The 26,117-nt window shown below is 42.2% G+C and carries 25 protein-coding genes; 6 read left to right on the top strand and 19 right to left on the bottom strand.

Annotated features, from left to right (window positions below; genetic code table 11):
- Positions 1-15: 15 nt before the first annotated feature.
- From ACTUJY_RS10370 to ACTUJY_RS10350, 5 genes are all read right to left on the bottom strand, one after another.
- A complete protein-coding gene (locus ACTUJY_RS10370; RefSeq protein WP_463616020.1) occupies positions 16-1,281 on the bottom strand; it encodes an aminotransferase class V-fold PLP-dependent enzyme in 1,266 nt (421 codons plus the stop codon).
- 140 nt (positions 1,282-1,421) lie between these two features.
- A complete protein-coding gene (locus tag ACTUJY_RS10365) occupies positions 1,422-2,777 on the bottom strand; it encodes a methyltransferase domain-containing protein (RefSeq protein WP_463616019.1) in 1,356 nt (451 codons plus the stop codon).
- A gap of 89 nt (positions 2,778-2,866) precedes the next feature.
- Complete coding sequence (locus tag ACTUJY_RS10360) at positions 2,867-3,157, bottom strand: hypothetical protein (protein ID WP_463616018.1); 291 nt, start codon at positions 3,155-3,157, stop codon at positions 2,867-2,869.
- A gap of 37 nt (positions 3,158-3,194) precedes the next feature.
- On the bottom strand, positions 3,195-3,599 hold the full coding sequence (locus tag ACTUJY_RS10355) for a VOC family protein (RefSeq protein WP_463616017.1): 405 nt from the start codon (positions 3,597-3,599) through the stop codon (positions 3,195-3,197).
- Between the two features lie 31 nt (positions 3,600-3,630).
- Positions 3,631-4,107, bottom strand: a complete 477-nt coding sequence (locus tag ACTUJY_RS10350; protein ID WP_463616016.1) for a VOC family protein — start codon at positions 4,105-4,107, stop codon at positions 3,631-3,633.
- Between the two features lie 227 nt (positions 4,108-4,334).
- Between ACTUJY_RS10350 and ACTUJY_RS10345 the strand changes: the two genes are divergently transcribed.
- The 3 genes from ACTUJY_RS10345 to ACTUJY_RS10335 are packed head-to-tail and all read left to right on the top strand — an operon-like array spanning position 4,335 to position 6,313.
- On the top strand, positions 4,335-4,841 hold the full coding sequence (locus tag ACTUJY_RS10345; RefSeq protein WP_463616015.1) for an arsenate reductase ArsC: 507 nt from the start codon (positions 4,335-4,337) through the stop codon (positions 4,839-4,841).
- A 36-nt stretch (positions 4,842-4,877) separates the two neighbouring features.
- Positions 4,878-5,591, top strand: coding sequence for a class I SAM-dependent methyltransferase (locus ACTUJY_RS10340; protein ID WP_463616014.1), 714 nt, complete (start codon positions 4,878-4,880; stop codon positions 5,589-5,591).
- 38 nt (positions 5,592-5,629) lie between these two features.
- Positions 5,630-6,313 carry a rhodanese-like domain-containing protein gene (locus ACTUJY_RS10335; RefSeq protein WP_463616013.1) on the top strand — a complete coding sequence of 228 codons (684 nt, stop codon included), beginning with the start codon at positions 5,630-5,632 and terminating at the stop codon, positions 6,311-6,313.
- A gap of 89 nt (positions 6,314-6,402) precedes the next feature.
- Here the strand turns inward: ACTUJY_RS10335 and ACTUJY_RS10330 are convergent, their stop codons facing one another.
- The 10 genes from ACTUJY_RS10330 to ACTUJY_RS10285 form a co-directional block, all read right to left on the bottom strand.
- A complete protein-coding gene (locus ACTUJY_RS10330) occupies positions 6,403-7,017 on the bottom strand; it encodes a DUF924 family protein (protein WP_463616012.1) in 615 nt (204 codons plus the stop codon).
- A gap of 41 nt (positions 7,018-7,058) precedes the next feature.
- Positions 7,059-8,036: a hypothetical protein gene (locus ACTUJY_RS10325; protein ID WP_463616011.1), complete on the bottom strand. Its 978-nt coding sequence runs from the start codon at positions 8,034-8,036 to the stop codon at positions 7,059-7,061.
- A gap of 417 nt (positions 8,037-8,453) precedes the next feature.
- Positions 8,454-9,248 (bottom strand): outer membrane lipoprotein-sorting protein, encoded by a 795-nt coding sequence (locus ACTUJY_RS10320; protein WP_463616010.1) that lies wholly within the window; start codon positions 9,246-9,248, stop codon positions 8,454-8,456.
- Entirely contained in the window at positions 9,241-11,646 is a 2,406-nt protein-coding gene (locus ACTUJY_RS10315) for an efflux RND transporter permease subunit (protein WP_463616009.1), read from the bottom strand. Before ACTUJY_RS10315 ends, ACTUJY_RS10320 begins: the two co-directional genes overlap by 8 nt.
- Positions 11,647-11,691: 45 nt before the next feature.
- Positions 11,692-12,600 (bottom strand): phosphate ABC transporter ATP-binding protein, encoded by a 909-nt coding sequence (locus ACTUJY_RS10310; RefSeq protein WP_463616008.1) that lies wholly within the window; start codon positions 12,598-12,600, stop codon positions 11,692-11,694.
- Positions 12,590-13,474, bottom strand: coding sequence for a phosphate ABC transporter permease PstA (gene pstA / locus ACTUJY_RS10305; RefSeq protein ID WP_463616007.1), 885 nt, complete (start codon positions 13,472-13,474; stop codon positions 12,590-12,592). Before pstA ends, ACTUJY_RS10310 begins: the two co-directional genes overlap by 11 nt.
- Positions 13,471-14,358 carry a phosphate ABC transporter permease subunit PstC gene (gene pstC / locus ACTUJY_RS10300; RefSeq protein WP_463616006.1) on the bottom strand — a complete coding sequence of 296 codons (888 nt, stop codon included), beginning with the start codon at positions 14,356-14,358 and terminating at the stop codon, positions 13,471-13,473. The genes pstA and pstC overlap by 4 nt, the downstream gene beginning before the upstream one ends.
- Entirely contained in the window at positions 14,358-15,224 is an 867-nt protein-coding gene (locus tag ACTUJY_RS10295; RefSeq protein ID WP_463616005.1) for a phosphate ABC transporter substrate-binding protein, read from the bottom strand. The genes pstC and ACTUJY_RS10295 overlap by 1 nt, the downstream gene beginning before the upstream one ends.
- 35 nt (positions 15,225-15,259) lie before the next feature.
- Positions 15,260-15,769 carry an ArsI/CadI family heavy metal resistance metalloenzyme gene (locus ACTUJY_RS10290; protein ID WP_463616004.1) on the bottom strand — a complete coding sequence of 170 codons (510 nt, stop codon included), beginning with the start codon at positions 15,767-15,769 and terminating at the stop codon, positions 15,260-15,262.
- 31 nt (positions 15,770-15,800) lie between these two features.
- Positions 15,801-16,397 (bottom strand): ArsI/CadI family heavy metal resistance metalloenzyme, encoded by a 597-nt coding sequence (locus ACTUJY_RS10285; RefSeq protein ID WP_463616003.1) that lies wholly within the window; start codon positions 16,395-16,397, stop codon positions 15,801-15,803.
- Positions 16,398-16,600: 203 nt separating this feature from the next.
- On the opposite strand from ACTUJY_RS10285, the gene ACTUJY_RS10280 reads away from it, so the two are divergent.
- Positions 16,601-17,131 carry a hypothetical protein gene (locus ACTUJY_RS10280; protein ID WP_463616002.1) on the top strand — a complete coding sequence of 177 codons (531 nt, stop codon included), beginning with the start codon at positions 16,601-16,603 and terminating at the stop codon, positions 17,129-17,131.
- A 156-nt stretch (positions 17,132-17,287) separates the two neighbouring features.
- Positions 17,288-17,944 carry a rhomboid family intramembrane serine protease gene (locus ACTUJY_RS10275; protein ID WP_463616001.1) on the top strand — a complete coding sequence of 219 codons (657 nt, stop codon included), beginning with the start codon at positions 17,288-17,290 and terminating at the stop codon, positions 17,942-17,944.
- A 137-nt stretch (positions 17,945-18,081) separates the two neighbouring features.
- On the opposite strand, the gene ACTUJY_RS10270 is transcribed toward ACTUJY_RS10275, so the two are convergent.
- From ACTUJY_RS10270 to ACTUJY_RS10260, 3 genes are all read right to left on the bottom strand, one after another.
- Complete coding sequence (locus ACTUJY_RS10270; RefSeq protein WP_463616000.1) at positions 18,082-20,244, bottom strand: pre-peptidase C-terminal domain-containing protein; 2,163 nt, start codon at positions 20,242-20,244, stop codon at positions 18,082-18,084.
- 335 nt (positions 20,245-20,579) lie between these two features.
- Positions 20,580-21,323, bottom strand: coding sequence for an outer membrane protein OmpK (locus ACTUJY_RS10265; protein WP_463615999.1), 744 nt, complete (start codon positions 21,321-21,323; stop codon positions 20,580-20,582).
- A 21-nt stretch (positions 21,324-21,344) separates the two neighbouring features.
- Positions 21,345-23,291 (bottom strand): methyl-accepting chemotaxis protein, encoded by a 1,947-nt coding sequence (locus ACTUJY_RS10260; RefSeq protein WP_463615998.1) that lies wholly within the window; start codon positions 23,289-23,291, stop codon positions 21,345-21,347.
- 283 nt (positions 23,292-23,574) lie between these two features.
- Here ACTUJY_RS10260 and ACTUJY_RS10255 point away from each other — a divergent pair, with 283 nt between their 5' ends.
- Positions 23,575-24,735, top strand: coding sequence for a diguanylate cyclase domain-containing protein (locus ACTUJY_RS10255; protein ID WP_463615997.1), 1,161 nt, complete (start codon positions 23,575-23,577; stop codon positions 24,733-24,735).
- A gap of 30 nt (positions 24,736-24,765) precedes the next feature.
- On the opposite strand, the gene ACTUJY_RS10250 is transcribed toward ACTUJY_RS10255, so the two are convergent.
- Positions 24,766-25,914, bottom strand: coding sequence for a hypothetical protein (locus ACTUJY_RS10250; protein WP_463615996.1), 1,149 nt, complete (start codon positions 25,912-25,914; stop codon positions 24,766-24,768).
- Between the last annotated feature and the right edge of the window lie 203 nt (positions 25,915-26,117).

Genomic DNA, 26,117 nt, shown 5'->3' with positions numbered 1-26,117 from the left:
ATATTGTCGATTTAATTACATGAAAATACGTTTTACTTCTTTTAATGCGTCTGCCAGAGCATCAATTTCATCTAATGTATTGTATAAAGCAAACGAAGCTCTCGCTGTAGCAGGTACTTGAAAGTATTCCATAACGGGTTGCGCACAGTGGTGTCCCGCACGAATAGCAATACCAAAGCTGTTCAAAATACTTCCTACATCGTGAGCGTGAATATCGCCCATAACGAATGACAGAACGGATGCTTTTTGTTTCGCTTTTCCAATGAGTGAAATGCCATTAATCATAGAAACTTTTTCGTGAGCATATTGAAGCAATTGATTTTCGTGTTCATTTATTTGTTCGATTCCAATATCGTCAATAAAGTCGATCGCTTCGCCTAATCCTATCGCGGCACTAATTGGCGGTGTACCTGCTTCAAATTTATAGGGAGGGTCGTTATATAATGTTTCTTCAAAGGTGACTCGTAATATCATGTCTCCACCACCAAGATAGGGTGCCATACTGTCATGGTGTTTTGCGTTGGCGTATACAGCACCTATTCCAGTAGGTCCGTACATCTTATGGCCCGAGAATGCATAAAAATCGCACCCAATGTCTTGTACATCTACTTTAAAATGAGGAATGCCCTGTGCGCCATCAATGACTGTAACTGCACCAATTTTCTTCGCTTCCGCAACCATTTCATTGATAGGATTGACTGTTCCAATGGCATTGGAAACATGTGTCATAGAAACAATTTTGGTTCGTGCATTAAGCAGTTGCTTGTAACGCGTTAAGTTAATTTCACCGCTTGTATTAATTGGAACGACTCGTAATACACAGCCTTTCTCTTGACAAAGCATTTGCCAAGGTACGATATTGGAGTGGTGCTCTAATGCCGTAATGATGATTTCATCACCCTTTGTAAGATTTGCGCGTCCATAGCTTTGCATTACCAGGTTAATGGAATCTGTGGTACCGCGTGTGTAAATAATTTCTTTTTCAGAGCGCGCATTTATAAAGTGAGCTATTTTTTTTCGGGCTCCTTCATAATAGCTAGTGGCCTCTTCACCAAGGGTGTGAACACTCCGATGCACATTGGAGTGTTCGTATTGATGGTATTGGTGCAATCGATCAATGACGGTTTGTGGCAGTTGACTGGATGCCGCATTATCTAAGTAGGCAAATTTGTGTTGATTGATGTGAGGTCGGTCGAGAATGGGAAACAATTGTCGAATGGCGTTCACATCCAAACCCTGAACGCTGCGCGCAACTTGATTATCTGCAAGAGTTGTTTGCATGAGGCTGTCCTGTTGATGCTTCTTTTACTGCCAAAGTCCGTATAATTTAAATGTTAGAAAGCGATTAAACTTAAATTCGCAACGAACAATGGCAGCAATTAAGTGTTAAATAAAACAGTGGTTAACGGCTTTTTGAAAGACTAACAGCCACAGGTTCCGCAACCTGTATCGCAGCATTCTCCACCGGTTGCCTTTGCTTCCGTGTCACAAGGACAGCATTCTTCGCTGTTTGTTTCGGAGCCAGCAGATGTCGTTGATTTTGCTGCTGTTGAAGGCGTGCCGCAAGAAGAACCTGTGCCGCAAGATGAGCCACTGTCGCAACAAGCTGAGGCTGGCGCTGCTGCTTTTACTGGCTCTGGTACTGCAAGTTGTTCAGGGCTGCAGCCACAGTCTCCACTTTGTTCAATCGCTAACGGATCACAGCAAGGGCTGCCATCGGCTTTGGGTTCATTGTTGTCACAACAAGGAGTGGCTTTGTCTTCCGGATTACAGCAGGGCGTTTCTCTTTGACCACTTTCCGCGGTACTGGTACCGCATGAACTTCCGGTTCCGCAAGAGCTACCGGTTCCACAGCTACTGGAACCTCGAGCGAGCTCTGGAATGTCGATGACTTGGAAGGAGTCATTATAAGGTTGTAAACGTAATCGAGCCGCAGTGTCATCACAGACTTCTGTTGCTTCGAATCGTTTAAACGTATGACCTTCTTCATCGCTCACGCTTTCATAAGGTCCCATATAGACGGCAACATGACCCCCATAATTGCAGGTCGTTGAAGGTGGAAGTTTGTAGGCGCAAAGGGTTAAAGAACCGAAATTGTACCCATTAAGCTCTTTCCAAGCGGATTCATCCAATTGAGTGAGTGCTTGAAAGCCAGCTTCTTTGTAGGTCGACACCAAGTCGGCAACAGGAATAGCTCCGGTATAGCACTCTGCCCAGAGCTGTTCATTGTCCTTGTCTTCCTGATCAACTTCACGGTCGACAACAATATCGGAAATAATCATGCGACCACCAGGTCGTAAGACGCGCAACATTTCTGCTAATACTTTTTCTTTTTGCGAAGACAAGTTCAGTACACAGTTGGAAATGACCAAGTCAACACTGTTGTCTTCGATAGGTAAGTCTTCGATATATCCTTTACGAAATTCGACGACGTCAAACCCCATATTGTCTGCAACTTTCTTTTTAAATAAATTAGCCTGGTCTAGCATGTCGTCAGTCATATCGACACCGATCACTTTTCCGTTTGCTCCCACCAACTTAGCAGCAACAAAACTGTCGATACCAACACCAGAACCTAAGTCAACGATGGTTTCACCTTCTTGAACACCGGCTTTCAGTAATGGACTTCCACAACCATAGTTTCGTTCTAAGGCTTCTTCGGGAATGTGTGATGTTAAATCGCTTCGATAAGATTGTGGGCAGCAGAGACCAGCCGGTCGCGTTGCCGCATCACCGTAAATCGATTTCACTGCCTGTTCTTTTTCCGCAGTACTCATTATGTTTACTCCAACAATATTTTTGCCAAACGGTTGGGCATAGCTTTAGGCGCCAAGTGTATTTAATGACGCCCCTGGTAGGTGACTGTTTAGTCGGGCTCGTAGCAATTACAGCGCGATAAGTTATTAGCCACCTCAGCGGCTTTGATCGCACCAAGTACATGCATGGTGACTTTACCGTCTATTCCATCAACTTTTACTTCTTTCAAGCGTGCTTCAAAATCGGCATCACAACAATCGTCTTCGCAACCTTCCCCTTCTGGTCCACACTTGTTCGCCATCGCTTGCATTTTATCGACTTTAATTTCTTCGCCTTCTACAAATACGTCAACACCGTCTTTGGTTTGGTCCATACCGGTAACGTTCTTAGTTAGGTTCATGATTTTCCCCTTGTTCAGTTGGTTTGATTTAAAACTTTCACACAGTGTAGTAACTGATGTTCCAACGATTGCCTTCAGGATCTTGAACGGATATTTGATCCACTTTGTCTTCTGATAAAGCAATAGAAGCATTTTGTAATCGTTGTTTTAATTGGTTAAGAATGGACTGGTCACGGCATTGAATACCGAATTGACCATTTCCTTTCGCGTTATGCACAACTTGATTCAGTGAGATATTGAGAGGTGGTTCCGGAAGATCAAACTTCACATAACCTTCGCGAGTTGTGTGTGGTTCGCAATCGAACAATAACTTGTAAAAGTCCACCACCTGGTTAACATCTTTTACATTTAAAGCGATGTGAAATCGGGTTTTGGTGGCAAAGTCGACGACGCTGTCATTTTCGACTACTGTCTGTTTTGCCTTTGCCCATATGCTCTGCATTACAATAGCTCCTCTTTATATAGCAAATACACTAACCGCAACCTTCCGCTTCACAAGCGCAAGAATCTCCGCAGCGAACTTCAGTCGTGTTTTCTCCGGTAACGACGAAAATTTCCCATTGATTGCCATCAGGATCATTAAGCCAGGCTTTATTGGCAACAGAAAAGCAACACGCGGTTTCGGCTTCTTCGAGCTCAACATCAAATCCGGCTGCTTCTACGCGCTGACGATAGCGCTGTATCTCCTGGCTCGATTTAAGTTGAATGCCAAAATGTCCGTCGCGAGACGTCGCTTCTTTATGCTCTCGAATGACAAAATCTACGGGTGGGTTGTAAGGATTGAATCGTGCAAAATCAGCATTTTTTTCTTTTGCCGATCGATTAAATACCGCTTGATAAAATTCACAAGAACGCTCCAGGTTACTAACTGTTATTTCAACAACCGGTCGTAACTGAGTTGGAAATTCCAATGAATGCGTTTTTGGGGATTGTTTTGCGAGAGTTTCCACAAACGCCTCCTAGTTGGTCTTAAATAAATTGTATGGTCTCGAATTAACTACAGCTTATTGATGCGTGGTTATCAACAATGCGTTTATTAAAGGCGTAATTCCATTTTTGCTCAAGCTGGCCGGGCGTACAGGCGCATTGCTGTACGGGTTCGATAATAATTGCTATTGAGACGTGTTAGATAAATTCGACCGATAACAATACAAGCACGCCAAACAAAGGACCGTACATGTATAAAATTCTTTATATCTGCACTCACAATCGGTGTCGAAGCATTTTATCGGAAGCGATTACCAACCATTTAAGTGATGGTGTTTTGTTAGCAAGAAGTGCCGGTTGTGCGCCAGCAGACAAGGTTCATCCGTTGTCGCTACACTATTTACAAGAAGCGAATGTTTCGACAAAAAATTTGAGATGCCAATCACTCGATGACTTTGAACATTTTGCCCCCGACGTAGTGATTACTGTGTGTGACCGTGCAGCACGAGAGGCATGTCCGGTCTGGTTGGGAGATGGTGAGCGAATGCATTGGGGACTTCTTGACCCATCCAAACTGGCGTACCAGTCGGTATTAGCGAAAACCGCATTTCACCAAGTCATTGATGAAATTTTCAGTCGCACACGGCAGATGGTTGAGATAGCGAAACAAAGCCAGTCCAGTCAGGAGTTTCGAGCAGGGATTATGCAACTTATTGAACGCAGTGATAAAAATCTTGCTTTGGCGGAACTGCCGTAATCAATTGCAACGACCTTTATATTCGGAGACAAAATCATGTCTATCTATGAAACCAATTCTACGACACCTGCTAAAAAGCGATTTATGGCTCGGTTTACACGAGTAATACCTCATTTTCTTGCACAACAAGCCAGTAAGCCTCAAGGATTTTTTGGGAAATTATTTGGTAAAGCGATGCGAAAAATGAACAGTGATTGTAATGATTGGGTGCTGTCGCTGCTTGACATTAAAAATGATGACAGGGTACTGGAGGTTGGATTTGGTCCAGGAGATGGTATTTATAAGTTAGCACAACAAATTAATACAGGCTTAATCGCAGGAGTGGACTATTCAGTCACCATGTATCAGGCCGCACGAAAACGTAACGCAAAATACATTGATCAAGGATTAGTGGAACTTAATGTTGGTGACGCTAATGATCTCCAATATCCCGATAACTTCTTTGATAAGGTCTTTTGTGTGCATGTCATTTACTTTTGGAAACAACCGGGCATGGTGCTTCAACAATTATACCGTTCCACCAAGCCCGGTGGTTGTATCGCTATTTTTGTTGGTGATAAACAAGAAATGCAAAATGTAAAACTTACGCAAACCGGCGTTTACCAACTTTATAGTTCAGAAGAAGTCGAGCAATTATTAATGGACAATGGTTTTACCAACATCCGTTACTTTAGCAAACAGGTGCAACAAGGACCGATTAAAACAGGCAACTGTGTTATCGCAGATAAGCCGGAGAATTCAGCGAACTAAATCGAACGCATTGCTTTAAATCAAACAATGAGGCCATTATGAAGAAATCAATATTGAATAATAAGTTATTTACTTTGTTATTCGCGCTCTACGGTGTTGGAAATGCATTTGCCAGTGATGGCAATCGATACGACTTACCAAGACTTTACCATTCAGAGGTAAGCGCAGCAAAAGCTTTTATCGATGCAAAACGATCAGCACGACGGGCTGTCATTATTGATGTGCGCCGAATTGAAGAGTTTCGTCAAGGCCATCCTCCTGGCGCATACAGTATTCCATTTCCTCATATTTCCGGTACTCCCGATCAGCCGGGTGATTCTTCGGATTATATTGGTTATCGTGTTTCAGAAGATGAAGAGATTGGTATGGGAGCACAATTCGATGGCGTTTTACCCATATCCGATTTTACGGACTACGTAGAAGCTCGCTTTCCCGATAAAACGCAACCGATTTATGTACTTTGTCGTTCTGGTTATCGCAGTGTGCAGGCTGCTAATGCTTTAGCAAAAGCGGGATATATTCATGTGCGTAATATTTGGGAAGGGTTCATCGGAGCACCGAAAATGAATGTAAATGGTGATGTGTTGGATCTCAATAATGACGGCAGTATAAGTGACGCAGACCGCGATGGGTGGTCTCAATTTCAGGAGCTTCCCGTGAGTGATCGACTTAGAAACAGTCGCTTGTTCCGACCTTATCTTGATTTGTACTATTCGGAATAATAAGTGGTTTTGGCAGGCTCGCGTTACTTGAATCAAATTGTATTCCGTTCAAATGAGCCTGCCAACACTTAATGTTTAAGTGACCTTTATTAAAACGAAGAGTTATCCTGCTTTAAAAACTCAATCTCTGCGTCATTGGATTTTCTACCAAGAATGGAATTACGATGCGGGTAACGACCAAATTGTTGTACGATTTTATGATGTTGAACCGCGTAATAACCGTATGCCATTTTGAAAAACTCCGCACCTTTTGGGGCCAATTCGGGTGCAGTTTCCATCAACTGTTGGAATTTCTCTAAGGATTTTTCTTGATCTTTAATATTTTCAGAATGCATAAGCGGCATATAAAGGAACAGGCGCTGAATGAGGGTTAGTTCTTCATCTTGTTTGTTTTCTATGGCGCGATAACAGAGAGATAATGCTAACTCGTCTGTAGCATACATTTGCGCTGAATTGCGAAACATATTTCGTGGGAATTGATCAAATAGAATAATAAATGCCAATGTGTCCGTTGCATTATCTAATGTCTCATTAAATGCTGTGGCATATTGATTGTAAGGCTCTTTGAAGCGTTTTGTAATTTCTTCATCAACTTTAGGATCTTTACTGTGCCATTTCATGATTTGTGGATGCTGCATAGTAAGCTCAGAGCTGTTGTCGAGCTCTCCAAACCAAAAGTTCAATATTTCATCTGTAAGTGTCATAGTCATCTCCGTTTTGTGTTAAAGCTCTATTAATGCACGTGCTAGATTAAAAATCGAAATTCAAGGAACAGTTTATTGTTCTTTTTAAAGTGCCCAAAATAAGAGCCGGGTGAACCCAAATAGCGCTGTACACCGAATGTTAATTCAAGATTGTCTTTAATGTCGTAAAATAACAGGCCTTGCATATAGTCACTGTGGTCATCCAGTTGATGATGTAAAAAAAGCTCAGCACTCAATGTTTCATTAAACCACTGATTAAATACACGTAAGGACAGTTCCCGATTAGCTTTACGTGGCATGGAAAAAGTTAAACCATTGAGTGCTCTGAGCATCTGTTCACTCGTGTCTGATCCAGGCTGGCGATTGCTTTCTAGTTGATAAAAAGAACGACGATAAATAAACTGTAAGTTAAAATTGAGATACTCAATGAATGTTCGTTCGACACCCAAAACGAGTACTGCGTGTTCGTCAACGCCGAATTCACTGGCCTGATAGTTTGGCTTTATATAGGCAAATTCAAACCGCGTGCCTAATCGACCATGAACGCTAGCAAGATCAGCGCCTAGCATTTCGATTTCTGGATGACGTAACCAAAAATCTAGCGATTGGGAAGTCGATTGAAATGCATAGGCTTCTGGTAGTGGGTGATAACCTTTAAACCAATAGGTAGACCAGTCGATATCACCGCTGTAACGACTTAAGCGAGCGGCTATTTGTGGCGAGTTAAAGTCGACATCGGCATTTTGATGAATTGACATGGTAAATTGTTCATTTTCAGGCATGGACATTCGAGAGCCTTGAAACTCCCAAAAGTGATACCAAGTCAAAGAGTATTCACTATCAAAATAATAGCTGGCTTTAATATTGCCCGATCCGAATCTTTGGTCTTCTAAAAACGGATAATCAACGGTATAGTCCCGGGGTGTAAGTAAGTCTGTTGGGTTTAAAGTGTCTGACTTTCCCCAAATTTGAAACTGACGACCAATGCTTACATCAAAGTCCTGTGCTCGATAACTCACGTAAAATTGCTTTAGCTGTGATTCTTTGTTCGTTCCATCGGAGTGCTCTTGCTGATACAGTCTCCCTTCAAAACCGGCTCGTAGTGAACGCGAAAAGTTTAGTTTTCCTTCGAATTCAAATTGAGCGCCGAAGATACTGTTTGCATCATCAAAGTTTTGATTCGAACTAAAGTAATGTAATCTGAGGCTATTATTAGTTTCGAGTGTATAGGCATTCGAATCCGTACTCGCAAAAATCAGCAAGTTTATTATCAGAAATTCAAATTTGAAGCACTTAAAAGTCATAGGGGTCTTAGTAAGTTAGTTCAAACGCTTTGATATACCTATTATTACTTTTTTTTACATTAAGTTCTGGTTGTACTTGGGCCCTCTTTGGGCCCCTTGGTGTCGAACAAAGTGTTATTGTTCAACGAATATTTAAAACCATTCTAAGGCACGAACCGTAAACGAATGCTTAGAAAGTTCTACACCAACACTGAAAGCGTCGGCTTGAACGATCGTTGCATGACCTGTTTGATGATTTAGCATTTTCCGGTATTGCGCACTCCATCGATTATTTTTATGATCTACCCGTTTTAAATCACGAATGGTTTGTGTTTTTAAAAGTCGTAATTCTAGATCGTAATATTCAACTTTAAGCTCATGAAAACTTTCCTGATCAATCCAAGATCGCTTTAGACCATAGCCGTAATCTTGAGCTACCTGATCATTGATTGGGGTAGATTCAATAACAAAGCTCGACCTTCCATTTAGCATCTCCTCATCAAGCAACTTGTGATGATAAAGTGATGTTTTCGGCGGCAGCATGTCGCCATAAGAAAAGTCAGAGCCTAAAAAGCTGTCTTTTTTATTACTGGAAACAAGCTTTCGTGCACGATGTAATGCAGGTAAGTAAATCCAAAGATCATCATCACCGTCATAGTGTTCATGTTGAAGAAAGCCGGTGCCTTTTATATCACCGGGCTCAACAAATCGAACCAGCATTTTAGAGTCGATACCGTTGTTTTCTAATGCACTGATAGCAATGATTTTACGTATTCGCTTTTCTTCATTGGCATTGATTAAAGTCATCGTTACCTGCTTCTCTATTTTTTCAACCTTCCCTGAAAAAAAGTTTTTTTCCATTATAGTATGTGCGGAAAGCGGCTCTTCGTTTGCAGATACAAATGAAGCAAAACAAATGAAAGCGATACGAGCGTATAAATTAGGCATTTTGTTCACCTGTTGCTGGCGTAAGTGGCATTGGCCCAGTTTGCTCCGGCAAATATTGAAAAATAAACTTGGGTTTTATAATCGACATCATCGCTCGTAATAACACCAATGCGACGAAAGCGCTGACAACCATAGTGGAAATAACCATAATGGCGAGTCGTGAATAAAACGCAAATCCAGACGTTAATAAACAGGCGTAGCCAGCGGCAACGGAAAGTGCGACAAAGATGATTGCTTTTCCGGATGTGGTCAGTGAGTTGAGTGTGGCCAGTTTTAGGTCTTTAGTACGTATCAACTCTTCTCGAAAACGAAATAATAAATAAAGCTCATAATCGGCCCCAATACCAATAGCCATCGCAGCTGTTGTCATCGTTCCCATGTCTAGCGGTACACCAAGCCAGCCCATCACACCGAAGTTGGCTAAAACCACAATGAGTAATGGCAAAGTAACGAAAATACCGCCAACCAGCGAGCGTAAAATCAGACTGCTGAGTACAAATACCACTAAGGCCATTTGCAGAATATTTTCCATTTTACCCAGCGTTAATGCGTCGTTTCCGGCAATGGTTTGAGGTAAACTGCCTCCCATTCGTAATTGCACATCTTTCGGAAAGTATTGAGCGGCTTCGGTCAGAATTTCATTGCCAAGGTTCTTGGCGTAGTTGGTACTGTCGGTTTTTAAAAAGGTCCAAATGACCGCTTTGGAGTAATCATAGTTAACGTAACTGTCGAAATCTTGTGGGCTTCCAGATAATGTGTAGAGAAATAAATATTGAGCAGTAAGAGCGGGATCATCGGGAATGCGATGGTAATCGGGTTGGTCTCCGTGCATTGCGAGATTTAAGCGTTTTACCAGATCTGCAATAGATTGTGTTTTGCCTACTTGTTCTTCTTGTTCTAAACGTTGTTGCAAGCGTTCGATGGCTTTTAATGCATCGGGTTGCTTAAGGCGTTCTTGTTGATCAGATTCAACCAAAAAGTAAATGGTATTAGTACCTCCGAACAATTGATTAATGGCTTCATCATGAACGCGTACGATGCTGTCGGGTGTGCTGTAATTTTTCAGACTGTTATCGATATTGATGTTAAATACGCCAGCGCTTAATAAAGCTATTGATAGCAAACTGAACATTAATAACCGCTGTGCTTTTTGACCGGATAGTTTATTGGCTAATGCGGTTAACCATTTATCTAGGCTCCGAGCTTTTTGCTCTTTTCTAAGGTCGCGTGATTTGGGCGCGGGCAACAGTGAGCGTAACGCTGGAATAAACGTCATTTCCAGAATCAGTGTGGAAAGTATTCCAGAGCCTGCAAACACTCCAAAGTGTTTAACCACTGAAATATCGTAAGTGGCTAGCGTATAAAAGGTGATTGAAGCAATCAAGCTGGCAATAGCCATGACGGGGCCCACTCGTGCAATGGAAGTGATGATGGCTTGATTGCTCAATTGCTTACGGCTTTCCGAGGTGTTTTGTTTACTAAGTTGGTAAAACTCTTCGTAATAACGTTTCAATATTTGGATAGCATGCCCCGCCGCTACTGCCATTATTAATATTGGTGTCGTGGTGTTCATGCCATCCATGTGCACACCAATCCAGCCCATAAATCCGAGCGACCAGAATACACTGAGTATGGCCGTAATGATGGGTAGCAACATTCCTTGAAAACTACGAAACGATAAATATTGAATCAGCATGATGATCAACATCGCTGCGCCAAAAAACAGCGGCATTTGCATCATGTGTTTTTCGAACCAAGCAAAGTCGACGGGCAAGCCAGCTTGATAGATATCGACACTTTCATCCAACTCCGCATTAACGATGGCATCGATTTTTTCCTTAACCAGGTTGTAACTGGGTTTGGTTACGTCTATTTTGAAATCGGCAATGATCGCGGCTGCTTTACCATTTTCAGATACTAAGGAGTTGATATAAATTGGGTTATTTTCTACACGCTGTTTAAGGGCCAAAAGCTCGGCTTCATTGGTCGGCATTTTATCCAGTACTCTTTGCACTTTTATGCCGTTGGGATCCGCGCTTATGTCTTTAACCTTTTTAGCGGCGATACTCAGAACGTTGTGGCGAATGGCTTCGGGAAGGTTTTCAACCTTGCTTTGAATGCGACTGATTTTTGCGAGAATTTCTGGCTGATAAATGTCTCCTGACTTAGGAACCACACTGATGATCATCACGTTGCGTCCACCGAATACATTGTCAATCACTTTGGTGGCTTGTACATAGGGGTGAGACTGAGGGATCCAAGTGTCTTGATCCATATCGATTTGTAGGTTCATCAAGTTGGAACCCAGAAATCCGGTAAACAAAAGAACGGCTAAAATGGTGAGATAGCGATGTTTGATTACCTTCTCAGCATAGCGGGTAAACCATTGACTTAGCATGTTGGATTCCTCAAAGAGTCATTGAACTATTAAAACGTTAAATTTCTATCCAAACTCAAGATAGGTTTGAGTCAGAGGGTGCTGGGGTTGTTCGAAAAACTGAGAGGCGGGTTGGTATTCGATTAATTTGCCAGTACCATTTTCACGCCAAAACAAAGCAACATGATCGGCAACACGTTTAGCTTGAGATAAATTATGTGTGACCAATACCACCGTCATAGATTTTGCTAACTGTCGAGTCAGTTGCTCGATTTTCCGTGTGGCCATAGGATCAAGCGCGCTACAAGGTTCATCCATGAGCAAGACTGTTGGTTCGAGAATGAGCGCCCGAGCGAGACACAACCGTTGTTGCTGACCCCCTGAAAGTCCGAGTGCAGAATCTTGCAATCGGTCTTTAACTTCATCCCATAGACCAACATCCGTTAACGCTTTTTCGATTTTTATCGAAATTTCGTAGGTGTCGGTTACCCCGTGTTCCTTTAATGGAAACTCCAAGTTTTTCCAAATAGAAAAGGGAAAAGGATTGGGCTTTTGAAAGAGCATACCCACATGACGACGAAGTAGGGACGCTTTTTGCAAATAAATGGAATGATCCCATTCGAACTTTACATCGCCCGATACTTTGCAGTTTGGAATGAGTTCGGTAAGTTTATTGATGCCGCAAAGAAAACTGGATTTGCCACATCCTGAAGGACCGATTATCGCTGTCACGGAATTTTTAAATATCGTGAGCGAAACATCTTCAATAATTCGCTCACTTCCGTAATCGATGCAGATGTTTTCTATGTCTATGCAACAGTAATGCGAGGGTGTACATTCACTGCAGTCTTCTTCCACAACCCACTGTGCGTTGGTTTGACATTGCACGTTATCTTGGCAAGTTTCATGATTTGTCAAACTGGCTTCTATTTCTGCAGTACCCAGTTCGAGATCGTCACAGTGCTTAGTTTCCACGAATGATTCTCCTTTGTACCCGGTGGGTTATAAAGTGCAATGAAAGGCTTAACACTAACAGCAGTAACAGCAACACTAATGCCGAACCATACGCGGCTTGTTGTCCACCAGGAACGTTTGTGGCTAGTTCATAAATGTGTACGGAAATACTGCGTCCTGAGTCGAATACCGATTCGGGCATGCGGTCAGAATAGCCGCTGGTAAATAAGAGCAGTGCTGTTTCGGCAATAGCGCGTGTTAAACCGAGTAATACACTGACTGCAATACCGGGTAACACCACCGGTAGTGTGACGTACCAAAGTGTTGCAAAGCGCGATAAGCAAAGAGCCGCACCGGAAATACGATATTGATCACCTACCGTGTGTAAAGCGCTGGTAATGGCTCGAGATAATGTCGGCAAAATCATACAAGAGAGTGTTAGTCCTCCGGCAATGATTGAATAACCAAGCCCTAATGTATGACAAAAAAAAGCGAGACCGAATAATCCGAATACAACAGAAGGTACGCCTGCCAAAATATCAAGACTGCCACGAATAACCGACGACCATAACGAATTTTGAGGTAAATACTCAGTTAATATGACCGCCGTGCAAAACGCTAAGGGTAAGGAAGACGCAAGCGCAATTAAAACAATAAAAAGGGTTGATACGAGTATTGAAGCAATGCCTCCGGAGCGTCCGGAGTTTTCTGGGAGCTCGGTGATAAAGTCGAGTGAGACAAGGCTAATACCGTTTATCGTAATTTCGATAATCGGCAATGCCAGGCCAATAAAAACCAGCGTGGCTAAAAAATAGATCAGCGATGTGTGAAGCCAGTCTTGCGGCAGTTTAAATCGCGTTCGATTAACCGTGGTTGTTGTATTAAGCGAATTCATGACGACTGCAGATGATTTTTATTGGCGTAAATTTCACTGGCAATCACCAGCATCGAAACAACGAGTAGCACCAATAATCCAGTGACGAACAATGAAGCGCGATGATCGCCCATCGCATAGGGCATTTCCAACGCAATGTTTGCTGTTAATGTACGTGTTGGATCAAAAACAGAATTTGGAATTTGAACTACGTTGCCACAAAGCATAAGTACAACCATGGTTTCGCCAATCCCACGTGTGATACCGAGCATTAGCGACATGACTATTCCGGTTTTTGCATGCGGTAAGGCAATTTTTCTGATCATGGTACTGCGTCGAACGCCGAGAGCCAGAGCGCCCTGAATTTGTGTCAGTGGAACAGATTTGAGTGCAGAAATGGTAAGCATGGCAATGGTAGGGAAAATCATCATTGCCAATACCAACATACCGGCGAATAAACTGACACCGTGGTCACTGATTTTATTTAATAAAGGAACAACAACCATCAATCCCCAGAAGCCAAAAATAACGGTTGGAATGGCTGCGGTGACGTCGATAAATCGTTCCAAAAAATTGCGTAACCAACCTTGATTGTAGAACACGCAAAATATGGAGTAGATAATGGCCAATGGTGTGGCCAGCACCAGCGCGCCCAGGGTAACGGCCAGGCTGGCCACTAACATTGGTGAAAGGTTGAATTGATCATCTAACGGCCACCATCCTTGGTCGGTAAAGAAGTGGATTGCCCCCACGTCTTTAATAAACTGCCAGCTTTCGTTAACCAGAAAATAAAGAATTAACACCATAATCAGTGAACCAATCACTGAGCCGACAATAATGAGTGGCCAGAACAGGCGATCGGTCCATTTTCGATGCAGCTGTTTCGATAACGATGAAGCGGTCATTACTTTAAGATCAGATCGGTTTGTTTAGCGTACTGTGGATTTTTATCTTGAACGGCAATGAAAGAATGGTCATCGTAAATTTTTTGAACTTGCTGTGAACGAGCATACTTTAGTAGTTTATTGATGGTTGGCTGGTTCGTATTTTTCACCACTAAATTAAGTTCACGTGAAATGGGGTAGGTATTGTTTACCAAGTTTGTTGTTGATGCTTGAATCCCATCCAGTGTGAGCAATTTGATATTAGCGTTGTTGTGAAGCGCTTCGTATTCTGCCGCACCGATAGATACGTAGCCAATGGCGTTAGGATTTCCGCTGACGGTTTGGATCCCTTGTTGGTTATCACCAATGATAACGTGTGCCTGAATATCTCGGTAGGAAAGCTTAAAATACTTGGAAAAAACTTCCAAAGTTGACCGACCTTCCGCTTTACTGACTACCGTGACTGCTGAATCTTCACCACCTAATTGTGACCAGTTCTGAATGTTTCCTTGGTATATATCCAGTACTTGTTGTGAGGTGATCTCGCTCAGCGGATTGGCTTTATTCACAATCATGGCGATACCATCAATTGCAATGGTTACTGGGTACACATCCGACTCTGATACTTTCAATTTTCGACTGACCATTCCGATATCAGCAATGCCCTGTCGAATGTCGTTTAAACCTTTTGAGGAGCCGCCAGATTGCACTTCAATACGAATGTTCGGATGTGATTTTTCATACATTTTCGCTATTTCACTCATAACGGGTGCTACTGTGCTGGATCCGGTAACCATTACTTTTTCAACTTTTTGAGATTCCGATTGGCAGCCACTCACAATCAGGAGCGATGTAACAAAAATGACAAACAACTTAGCATGCTTCATTGAATTTTCTCCGTTTCTATTATTCGTATGTATTGCTACTCGGTGATCAATGAGCGTTCAAACTCTTGATGGCAAATACAGTCGGAACCGCATCCTTCGTCCGACTCCGGATTGGTCGTCACAAAAATTTCCCAACGTGTGCCATCGGGATCCGCTACCCAAAGCTTATCTTGCACGGCATAACAACACTCGGTTCCTTCTTCTGTGATAATTTTAAAATTCATGCGTTTTAGGTTTTCATACATGTCTTTGACGATGCGAGTATTTTTTACCTGAATACCTAAATGACCTTGTGCGTGTGTATCGAGAGGGTTTTCATTCAGTGAAAGATTTAAAGGTGGATCCTGCAAATCGAACTTAGCGTAACCTTCACGCACTTTAACGGGGTCAACATTAAAAAAATGACGGTAAAAATTAACAGACGTTGCCAGATCACTCACGTTCATAGCGATGTGAATACGTTCCTCACCGGGGAAAGTCGCTGTGCTTTGGAAAAATTTTTCTGGTGATTCAGATTCAGGTGTCGTAGTTGCAGATGAAGTCATGTTCAGTTCCTTATCACGATGAATTTTTGATTTAGGCGCGTTTTTTCCAGTTACAACCATCGGTTTCTGGGTCGTAACAGATACAAGTTAGGCCACAGCCTTCTTCGGCTTCGTTTTGAGTCACTACAAAAAACTCCCAATGGTTGCCATCGGGATCAACTACCCAGCCTTTATCTTGTACTGAGTGGCAACAAGCCACTTGAGTTTCCGTCGCTTCAACATGAATACCCAAACTGGCTAATCGTTTTAGAGATTTGTCGACGGCTTCTACCGATTTCACTTCGATACCAAAGTGTCCGTGGTTGTCGACAATTTCTTCATCGTGCTCGTTAATCGTGAAGTTTATGGGTGGTGTTTCCGGCTCGAACTTCGCGTAGTCGGATTTCATATTGGTTGGATTTTGGTTGAATAACTTGCGATAAAAGTCGACGGAACGCTTGACGTCTTTTACATTCAGGCTGATGTGTATGCGTCGGTCATTGGGAAAATCAACGGCACTGGGCAAATCTTGTGTCGTTTCTTGAATTGCCGGCGTGCAACAACTGGATTGCTTTTGGCTTTCTTTGGGAGCCGGGCAGCAACCCTGGCTTTTGGTTTCGCTGTTTTTTTCTAATTCGGATACAGGCATTGGGGCTCTCCCTTTATAAGCTCCGGGCTGAAATTGGCTTTGGACGATATTTGAGGACTTTTGTCAGAAGTTCCTTTAACCAGCAAAAAGTATAAGGAGTCGTAAATACCCTAGATACTGTACGAATGGCTAGGCTGGGTAACTCAAAAGACAATATAAATGTAGGTGAATGACTATAATGAAAGTAACGGGAGTGGAGTAAAATGAAACGTCGACTTACAGCGATCTCCGGTGGACTGAGCAAAGCATACCGTATCCCGAACTCGAAAAACAAGGTGTCGGTGATTCCAGATTGGAAGTCGTTACCCAAAAATGCAACAAGAGTAGAAGAGCAAGATTGTTACTTATTGATGGCAGAAACCGACAGGTTAGAAGAAAGTGATGAGCATCCTATTCAATTGCATACCTCAATCATTGAGCAGCCGCGTATTGCTCCGGGAAGTGTGTTTATAAGGAACAATCATTTAGTCGCTGTGATTTATGATATTGAACACGAACCGATGACTTTGGAACGATGGGTGACGGAGGCTTACGCCAATCTTTTTGATTACTGCCAGAAAGGTACTCAAAGATCAATCGTAACGCCATTGTTAGGGTGTCGTTATGATTTACTCTCGGAAACTGACAGTTTTAACATTTTAAAATCGACTGCGCCTACACACCTCTCGTTGATGATTTATCTTTTGCTGACAGGGAAGCAAGTAAGACGGATGCCTGAAATATTTGGATTTTAGGTTGATCACTATTATGCGTAATTTTACTAGACTACCCAACCAAAAGGAACCGGTTTTAAAGTAGGCAAGTTGATTTATTCGTAATTAGTTAATCTATCGTGAAAATAAATGCAAATAGCGGCTTTAATTTTCAGCAATTGTCCCAATTAATCGAGTATGAATAAGTGGAGCCTATGGCAGCGCGACTTTAAGCGCATTGTTTTCTTTACTGTTTTTCTTTGGGTGATTAAATCAGCTGAAGAACTGCTCTCATTAAATCTACATCCGCTAGCGATCTATCCGGGGGATGTTTCCGGCATTTGGGGTGTGTTGTTTGCGCCTTTGTTGCATTCTTCCTGGGAGCATTTGGCAGCGAACAGCTTGCCGGTATTGTTTTTAGGTGGCTTGTTGATTTATGGCTATCCGAACTCTAAATGGAAAACCGTTGCGATTGTGTGGCTGATATCTGGGCTGGGTGTGTGGGCTTTAGGTCGGCCCAGTTTTCATTTAGGTGCTAGCGGCGTCACTTCCGGAGTCTTTTATTTTCTATTTACTGCCGCCATTATTCGGCGCGATAAAGTTTCCGTCGCGTTAATGTTTTTGGCTGTTTTTATGTTCGGTAGCATGATGTTGGGTGTCTTGCCTTGGGATCCCAAAATTTCCTTTGAAGCGCATTTGTTCGGAGGCATTGGCGGTGTTATCAGTGCGATCTTGTTTCGTCATAACGACCCAAAGCCCGAGCATAAAGTGTATGACTGGGAGCATAATGACGACTTGGATGATGAAGAGGAATACTGGAAAGAAGACTTTGAAAAATTAAAACACGATCAATAAAAAGATGGATTGTATTGTGTTCCACCCATCTTTTAAAAATAACCTTTACGTTTTAAAAAATAAGGATTATTTAAATAAAAATGGATTTTAACCTGGGATTCATGCCTCTTCTCCCAGGTTAAATACTATGATATATCTTACTGCCAAACCGCTTCCAATGTAACATCGGAATAATCGCTGTAAGCGCGCAACGCCAAGTACCAGGTTCCCGCTTGCGGATTTTTGATTACGCAAGTTTCCCGGTTCCCATAACGATAAGGGCGGCATACGTAATTTGAACTGGATGCTGGTAGATTGCGATTGACGTATAGATCCGCATCGCCACTTCCACCCGAAATGTTAACCGTTAAAGTACTGGCTCCTTCTGGAACTTCAATTGCAAACTGTTGCCAGTTTCCAGCATTATCGGCGAGCGATTGACGATCGAAACGGCCCTCAATGGGCAGACTTTCTGTATAGTTTGCCGAAAGTGTTACGCCTTCAAAGCTGCTGTAACCCATCAGATGGACATGATAACGACCGGTTCGTGGTTGATTGAAAACACAACTTTCGGTATTACCATTTTTCCATGGGCGGCAATCGTATTGGCTGCTGGTCGGTTCGCCTCCAAAGCGCACATACAGATCAGCGTCACCACTACCACCCGTTATAGAAAAACGAAGGTCTTTTGCATTTTCTGGAATATCCATAATAAAGTGCAGATGATCGCCTTGCGCAGCGCGTAGGTTTGCTTTGGGCTGGTTGTTCACTAGAACATTGTTTTGCGACTGTTCTTCGCTGTAGGTCGCTACCAAATTAACACCTTCGAATGAACCTTCATTTGGCAATAAAGTAATGTACCAACGTCCTGCTTGCGGGTTATTTATGGTGACCAATTCGTTATTGTCTGAATTGGCAGATTGAAAATCGTAGCTGCTGGCATTTGGCGTGCGATTGTAAGAAACATAAACATCCATTTTACCGCCAGTATTGCTTTCTAACTCCGTTGTTTCTACCGTTAGCAATGCTTGCCCAGAAGGAACATCAATGAAGTAGGTTTGTTCGCCCTTACTGCGTAAATCGAGCCTTGGTTTTCCACTGACTAATACAAACTGTGATTGTTCATCGCAAATAAGCTGTGAACCATCTGCTAAGGGATTGATGGTGACACTGTCATTTCCCAGGCTGTTTCGTAAAAATAAAATATCATTGCATGCGTAAGCGTCGAGAGGATTTCCCGCAGCGTTTATTGATCCCATAAATCTAGGAAATGCTAACTTACTTTCTAGCAGCTCGAGTTGATTGTTAGAGACATTCAGAGTTTCAATTACAGGTGGTAATTCAGGCAAACTACTGAGGTTTTCGTTCGAAACATCAAGCTGTTTAACGTTTCTGAAGTGTTGAATACCTTCGATGGACTGAATGCTTCCATTTCCGGGAGTTTTAATTTGTTCCGCTTGCAATACTTCGAGTGAATCTAGGTTGCCATCACCATTACCATCAAATTGTGATAAAAGGAACGTAAAGAAATGAGTATCCTCAATAGGAATGACCTTCGCTCCGTAATGTGAAGCAACGTCGAATTGATCGCCTGCACTAATAAACTCACGTTGACCAGCATGTTGTGCGATACTTTCATATTCAGGCTTGGGCTCAATTGTCCGACTGCCATTATTGGTAAAAGCAGCTAGAGGGTAATGCATGGTTGATAGAAAGTCGTAAGTGCTGTAGTTGGTTGTTGAGCGAAATGTAAAGTTGTGCCGTTGACTCGTTTCTACATTGTCGATATTGATGGTGACATAACTGTCACGATCGGAACGTTGTTGCTCATGCCACATGCCAAGGCTGTGCCCCAGTTCGTGTACGATGAGGAATTTAGAGCCCCAGTTAGATATGGCCAGAATTTGACGACCACCCACCATTCCTACTACTGCATAGCTGCTACTGTCATTTTGAACATGAATGTAATTGGCTTGATCGGTACGCTCTATAAACTCAATATTGGCAACATTTAACCATTCCTGCGTTGCTTCAAGAAAACGCTGACGATTTTCAGGCGTAACTTCAGTGTTAAATTCATAATAGACCTTTCCATCGGTCCATTTATTTTTTGCCGCGTCAAATTTTTGCAAGTTTGTATGGTATGGAACTAACATATCGTCGAAACGATAGAAGGTTCGACCATCAATTTGAACCGTTTCTGCGGATGGTTTTGAATACTGTATTGTGTTTTTAATTGGCGTTTTACCGATTGCTGGTAAGGTAAACGCGATGCCTAGACACAGTAATAGGTGACCTAGTTTAACTTTGTGTGTGTTCACTATACGACCTTCCTTTTATCATTAATTATTTTGAATAAGCCTGACATTGCTAAGATTTATCAGGAGAAAATATTGCCTCGGCGTAAAGTTGAAAAGCGTCGGCGGCGGAATTATTAGAAGAATGGGTAGTGACAACAATGGATAATTATTAATGAAAACGATTAGAAAAACTAATGAAGTAGTGAAACGGGTTAAAGGTTAAAAACATAACAAAAAACATTCGATTTTTTAAAATATCGATTAATATTGAATCAATTGTTACGGAATTATGACAAAGTAGAAGAAAGACCGGTAATATTCACGTTCCTTGTGAGTCGAATTTTACGGGCAGTATTTTAAAAATGAACCTGAACCAATGCATTAAGGTTCTTTTCATTGGTTTCAAACACAGGGCTGCTTTTTATGCCAAATTTATTGCGCCAATAGACGTATTCAATACCAACATAAAATACTTTAGGAGATTGGAATACTTTACGCCCTAAATCCCATTTGAGTTGCGAAGTAAAATTGAGCGAGCTATGCACCTGATCGTTGGCATTGGTCCAATCGATAAATCCATCGTAGACAAACTGCTCTCCAAACGCATCAAAACTGATTCCCCAAACGGGAGTGAGTTGTAAGTTATCATCACTTTCATCATTATTTCGATAAAACGCACTGAGTTTTAAGTAATCAAATCCATCGACGGCCAAATCAATGCCCACACCCAGTAAGTGATTATCAAAGCTTCCGCCTGGCGATTCTCCTGCTTCTAACGTATAAGCAAGGTAGAGCGAGGGAATGAGTGAATCCTTATTGCCGTTGGATAAGTCCATTAACTTAAAACGAGGTGATAGTTCCGCGTAGGATTCATTGTCACCATTTTTTGAATTTAAACGGTCTAAGAAGAAGAAAATATCACCCCAGTTATGACCACTTGCGTGTTCAAAGGTTATGACGTTTCGGTCAGGATCGCCAACACGATAGTCGTTGCCTGTAAGAAAGCTGATACTGTTATCATTCCAAAATTGTTTGGCAGAAATTGAAAGCGTTAGCACACTTATTAATGACAATATTAAAGAATGTTTTAATCGATTCATTGCAAAAGTTCCTTTGTGATTTTATTGAACTTTAAACTGGGCCATTAATTTTATGAGCGCTTGTGACAGTTGCAACATTTGCTGGCAATTTGTCTCACTGTGATTGACGTCTTCGGCATTGGTACGCGCAAGATCGGCAATGCCCGTAACGTTTTGATTGATGTCTTCCGTTACGGTACTTTGTTGCTCGGTCGCAACGGCGATTTGATGATTCATATTATTGATTTCGTCAATATTTCGAGTGATGGTTTCCAAGGATTGACCAGCGTCTCCCGCCAGCTGTACACCTTGGTCAGTCACCTGTTTTCCGTTTTGCATAGACTCAACCGCATTGGCTGCGCCGAGTTGCAGTTTTTCAATGGTCACACGAATTTCCTCAATGGAATTGTGTGTGCGCTGCGCTAATGTTCGAACTTCATCGGCAACCACTGCAAACCCTCGACCTTGCTCTCCTGCTCGAGCGGCTTCAATAGCCGCATTTAAAGCGAGTAAATTGGTTTGCTCTGAAATGCCACGAATAACATCAAGTACACTGCTAATGGTATTGACTTCCTGGGCAAGGTCTTGCACAACGTGACCCGAATTAGACATCTCATCGGCAAGTGAATGGATGTTCGCAATGGTCTGCTGAACAATGGTCATTCCCGATTCAGCTTCATCTTTTGTTTTTTGGGTGTATTGAGCGGCATCGTTAGCGTTTCGTGCAATTTCTAAAACCGTGGATCCCATTTCGTTAATAGCCGTTGCAACCAGTTCGGTTTTCCGTTGTTGTTCATTGGTTCTTTGTGACGTACTGCTAATGGTTTGAGTCACTTTTTCAATAGCGCTTTCCAGTTGTTGGCCTGTCGTTTTGACTTCATCAATGATGCTTTGCAGTTTCTCGACAAAGGTATTAAAGCTTGAAGAAAGTTCACCAACCTCATCTTGACTCACAATGGGGAGACGTTGCGTTAAGTCTCCACCGCCTTGCGAAATGTCGTTTAAGGTGTGTGTTACTTGTTTTATCGGCGAACTGATGGTTTTAGCGACCACCACTGAAAAGGCGATCAAAAGAATCGCAAGGACAAAGTTAGTCGCAACGGTTTTTTGAGTCACCTCGTTGGCAGCACTAAAGACTTCATCTTTGGGGATTTCGGCAATTAAATACCAATTGAGTGATTCAATATCGATTTTCTTCGAGGCAATGATAATATCTTCATCATTATTATTGACATAACTCGTGGTGTGGGAATCTCTACCTAAAAGCGATTTTGAAACCGCACGAATGCCTTCCATTTCGTGAATGCTGCGTTGTTCTACCAAATCGGTATTTTTATGGACTTTAATGGTACCGGTATCCGCGACCAAATAAACAAATCCTGACTCGCCTATGCGGTAGTTATTCACCATCTTCACCATGCTGTCGATACTTCGGCCGATGCCAACGACGCCATGAACGCGATTATTGTGTTTGAGTTGATAATTTATGAATAAGGTAAGCTCTCCCGTTTTTTTATTCGGGCCAATTCCGGTATTAAAGCGTTCACTTCCTTCAAAGAAATCATAGAACCAATTATCCATAGGCTCACTTGGCGACATCGTTTTCGTGTAACCGTGTTGAGTGAAGTAGCGGCCGTTACTTTTGAGCCCTAAAAACGCTTCACTCGCGTTATTGGCCGTTGCGAGTCGGCTCAAATATTGGCTGATCATTGACTCACCTTCTCTCGACTCACCTTGAATGATCCAGTCAATAATGAATTGGTTTTCGGCCATTTGCTTCGAAATGATAATGGGTATCTCAATTTCACTTTTAATATTGGCTTTTATATTATTCAGAATGGCCGGGAGCTCTCGAGATTCCAGGCGTTCAGAAATGATATTTTTCGTCAAAGAGTTGTTCATCCAGCCCGAAATGATCATGGATAACAACAACGCCAATGTCATCGAATAGGCGATTTTGTGTTGAATCTTTAAGGAACTGAGTTGCATGTTGTTTCTCGCTAAATCCGGAAGTCGAACTCATTAAAAATGTGATAACTGACATAAGAATAGTTCAATTAAGAAAAAGTGGTGCTAATAAGCATCAAATTAAATCTAGCCGCATTATTGAGAGTGCTTTTTGATATGAGCTAAGTTATTTTTATAGCTTTTAGATTTAAAATTATTTTTTTAAATGCCCAAATAATCTATAAGTTATTACAAATAGCGTTTTTTAAGTTGCTGCATCTATACTCTTTGATAACCCAAATACTGTGGCTCACAGCTTCTGAACATGCCTCTTTTTAACACAATCAATATCATTGGTCTTACTGCGTATTCGATATTTTTTGTGTTGCTGGTCTGGTTGAGTCGAATACCAAGAACCAAACCAGGTGCTGGGTGGTGGGCTTTATCACTGCTTTGTTTGGTATTGGCTCGAACAAGCTTTTTACTGTTTGATTCAGAAGTGTGTGTTCAAACAATCGAGTCGATTTATGCCGTATTCATCGTCATCGAAAAATCTCTTTTGCTTATTGGTTTAATCGAATTCTTACAGGCAAAGCAAAGTAAGGCACCTATTATAGGGCTGGCAACCGTTACACTTGTGTGGATTGGTTTTAACCTTACGCAATATGGCTCATTTATGGGATTTGCCATTGGTTTTTCGCTGTTTAATGTGGTGGCGTTAATTTTTGTCAGCCTATTAGCATTTCGTTATCGCAACAGTGTTCCCCGAAAACTGATGTGGGGTGTGGCGATAATTGGCCTAGTGGTTTCCGTTCATTGGTCGAAATATCCTGTTTTACGTTTTGATCCGGAATGGTCTGCTATCGGTTTTCTCACTGGGAACATTTTAGTGTTACTGCAATATTTGCTTTTAATTGCCGCAATTCTGATTAACTTCCAAGAGCGCTTACTTGCTGCAGAGAAGAAAGCATTGGATATGGCTTACCATGATCCTTTAACCGGTTTGTACAATAAGCGCTATATGCAAAAATTATTTGAACAAGCGCTTAAGTTGGCAACTCGACCCCATCAATTGGCGGCGATTATTTATATTGATTTGGATAATTTTAAGCCCATTAATGATACTGCAGGTCATCGAGTAGGGGATTGGGTACTTAAAATAGTTGCTAAGCGATTAGTCGAAATTACAAGAAGTACTGACATTTGTGCACGAATTGGCGGTGATGAGTTTGCCATAATTGCCACTCAATTGGAAAACGAAAAACAAGTGCTTGGCATTGCCGATAAGCTCATGCAGCAACTCGCAAAAGATGTGATTATTGAACAAAATCACTACACTGTGGGCGCCAGTATGGGCATCAGTTTATACCCGATTCACGGCACTCAATTATCGCAGCTATTGGAATCTGCCGACAAAGCCATGTATCAAGTTAAGCGTGCAGGCAAATCGGGCTATCAAGTTTTTTCGGATACGCCTGCTGTTTGAACGTCCATTGTTCATGGGATAGCAGTGGCTTTATCGACTTAACGCTATGGCATTGTTTGACAGTTCAAGATTACCATCGCACCCACTCGATACGACTTCAAATCGGAGTTGATTACTGTTCAACAGTGACAGTAAAATTGAACCGCTTTCGGTGCTATAGCAGTAAACTTCTCCATCGGCAGTAACGTCTGAAAATAATCGGTTGATGGTGCCCGTATTTTCCGGAAGAAACCGCAAAACTTGTCCATCGACACTTGAACCAATGTTACCTATTGAAAAAGCGGAGAAAGTGGGGTCGATATTATCCTGAGCAAGAGCCAAGCTAACCGATTCGATAAAGGCATTGGCAGGTACCGGATCAAGAACCCAAGCACCAGAAGTGGTTCCCAAAATATCGAAATCTACTTTACCGCATCGTGGCTCAATCACTCGTTGAACGCTCCCATCGTATTCACCGGTTACGCTTAACAGCGCTTCTTTAACATTGGGCTCATAATAATCCATTGGGCAAACCGCATGTTCAACAAACCCAAAATGACTGGGATTGGCAACGGTACGACTGACTCGACTGTCGTCCATTCCGAAATCCAGGGTTCCCAGATAACTGACCGTGCCTAATAAGGTACCTGCATTGAGATCTAACGAAAGAGAACGATTGCAAGTTGTGACGGTTTCGCTACTGGTTGAATAGGAGCTGCAGTTATCTTGTGAAAATCCGCCAATTTGTTCGGCGAAATTGGGGTCTAATTCGCTGATGTGATTAAAGTAACCGGAAACCTGTTCGCAAATAAAAAATCTGAGCGTGTAGTCTTTTGTGTAAGGGCGACTGGAGTTGGTATAAGTGACTTCGGTTACTTCTACGATGCGTATATCGCCAGGGGCAACAACCATGGCCAGTTGATCCGCAGGTGGAGGGTTGCCAGGATCGGCCGTATACCAATAGGTGTGTCGAGTTGGTTGAGTATGATCGGGTGGGTTGAGTGTGCCTAAAGGACGAATGGCGATCAACGCGTTAAAGCTTATGGGACTCTCTGTCATTAAGCTATTGCTGTCACAGGTTTTATAACCCGACAGATTAAAATGGTCACCTTCACTGGACGAACTGCCGCCATCAATTTTACAAGCATGGAGCAAAAGGGCGAGTGTGAATAGGGGTAATAGGCGCCATACGGTAAACATATTTCCTCCTCAATACAACGAAATTTGAATAGGATGAGTATAGGTATAAACTCGATTTCGCGATTATTGTATTCTTACTGGGATAACCGGTAAGAGTCTTGTGACAAGTGGACGATGAGCAAGCTCTGGATTTTGTTGAAGCTTGTTGTCAATCCGAGTGAATTGAATTGGAATACAAAAATAAAGGCAATCAGTAGAATATT

Source organism: Pleionea sp. WD8-19, assembly GCF_055326765.1.
This window is presented reverse-complemented; position numbering and strand designations above follow the sequence as displayed.

What these genes read in the sequence shown, in the direction of transcription:
- ACTUJY_RS10275 (WP_463616001.1), top strand. Translation starts at nt 17,288, where the DNA reads ATGAATAAGTGGAGCCTATGGCAGCGCGACTTTAAGCGCATTGTTTTC.
- ACTUJY_RS10330 (WP_463616012.1), bottom strand. Translation starts at nt 7,017, where the DNA reads ATGACACTTACAGATGAAATATTGAACTTTTGGTTTGGAGAGCTCGAC.
- ACTUJY_RS10345 (WP_463616015.1), top strand. Translation starts at nt 4,335, where the DNA reads ATGTATAAAATTCTTTATATCTGCACTCACAATCGGTGTCGAAGCATT.
- ACTUJY_RS10370 (WP_463616020.1), bottom strand. Translation starts at nt 1,281, where the DNA reads ATGCAAACAACTCTTGCAGATAATCAAGTTGCGCGCAGCGTTCAGGGT.
- ACTUJY_RS10365 (WP_463616019.1), bottom strand. Translation starts at nt 2,777, where the DNA reads ATGAGTACTGCGGAAAAAGAACAGGCAGTGAAATCGATTTACGGTGAT.
- ACTUJY_RS10260 (WP_463615998.1), bottom strand. Translation starts at nt 23,291, where the DNA reads ATGCAACTCAGTTCCTTAAAGATTCAACACAAAATCGCCTATTCGATG.
- ACTUJY_RS10285 (WP_463616003.1), bottom strand. Translation starts at nt 16,397, where the DNA reads ATGCCTGTATCCGAATTAGAAAAAAACAGCGAAACCAAAAGCCAGGGT.
- ACTUJY_RS10355 (WP_463616017.1), bottom strand. Translation starts at nt 3,599, where the DNA reads ATGCAGAGCATATGGGCAAAGGCAAAACAGACAGTAGTCGAAAATGAC.
- ACTUJY_RS10340 (WP_463616014.1), top strand. Translation starts at nt 4,878, where the DNA reads ATGTCTATCTATGAAACCAATTCTACGACACCTGCTAAAAAGCGATTT.
- ACTUJY_RS10250 (WP_463615996.1), bottom strand. Translation starts at nt 25,914, where the DNA reads ATGTTTACCGTATGGCGCCTATTACCCCTATTCACACTCGCCCTTTTG.
- pstC (WP_463616006.1), bottom strand. Translation starts at nt 14,358, where the DNA reads ATGACCGCTTCATCGTTATCGAAACAGCTGCATCGAAAATGGACCGAT.
- ACTUJY_RS10295 (WP_463616005.1), bottom strand. Translation starts at nt 15,224, where the DNA reads ATGAAGCATGCTAAGTTGTTTGTCATTTTTGTTACATCGCTCCTGATT.
- ACTUJY_RS10320 (WP_463616010.1), bottom strand. Translation starts at nt 9,248, where the DNA reads ATGCCTAATTTATACGCTCGTATCGCTTTCATTTGTTTTGCTTCATTT.
- ACTUJY_RS10315 (WP_463616009.1), bottom strand. Translation starts at nt 11,646, where the DNA reads ATGCTAAGTCAATGGTTTACCCGCTATGCTGAGAAGGTAATCAAACAT.
- ACTUJY_RS10290 (WP_463616004.1), bottom strand. Translation starts at nt 15,769, where the DNA reads ATGACTTCATCTGCAACTACGACACCTGAATCTGAATCACCAGAAAAA.
- ACTUJY_RS10265 (WP_463615999.1), bottom strand. Translation starts at nt 21,323, where the DNA reads ATGAATCGATTAAAACATTCTTTAATATTGTCATTAATAAGTGTGCTA.
- pstA (WP_463616007.1), bottom strand. Translation starts at nt 13,474, where the DNA reads ATGAATTCGCTTAATACAACAACCACGGTTAATCGAACGCGATTTAAA.
- ACTUJY_RS10280 (WP_463616002.1), top strand. Translation starts at nt 16,601, where the DNA reads ATGAAACGTCGACTTACAGCGATCTCCGGTGGACTGAGCAAAGCATAC.
- ACTUJY_RS10360 (WP_463616018.1), bottom strand. Translation starts at nt 3,157, where the DNA reads ATGAACCTAACTAAGAACGTTACCGGTATGGACCAAACCAAAGACGGT.
- ACTUJY_RS10255 (WP_463615997.1), top strand. Translation starts at nt 23,575, where the DNA reads ATGCCTCTTTTTAACACAATCAATATCATTGGTCTTACTGCGTATTCG.
- ACTUJY_RS10335 (WP_463616013.1), top strand. Translation starts at nt 5,630, where the DNA reads ATGAAGAAATCAATATTGAATAATAAGTTATTTACTTTGTTATTCGCG.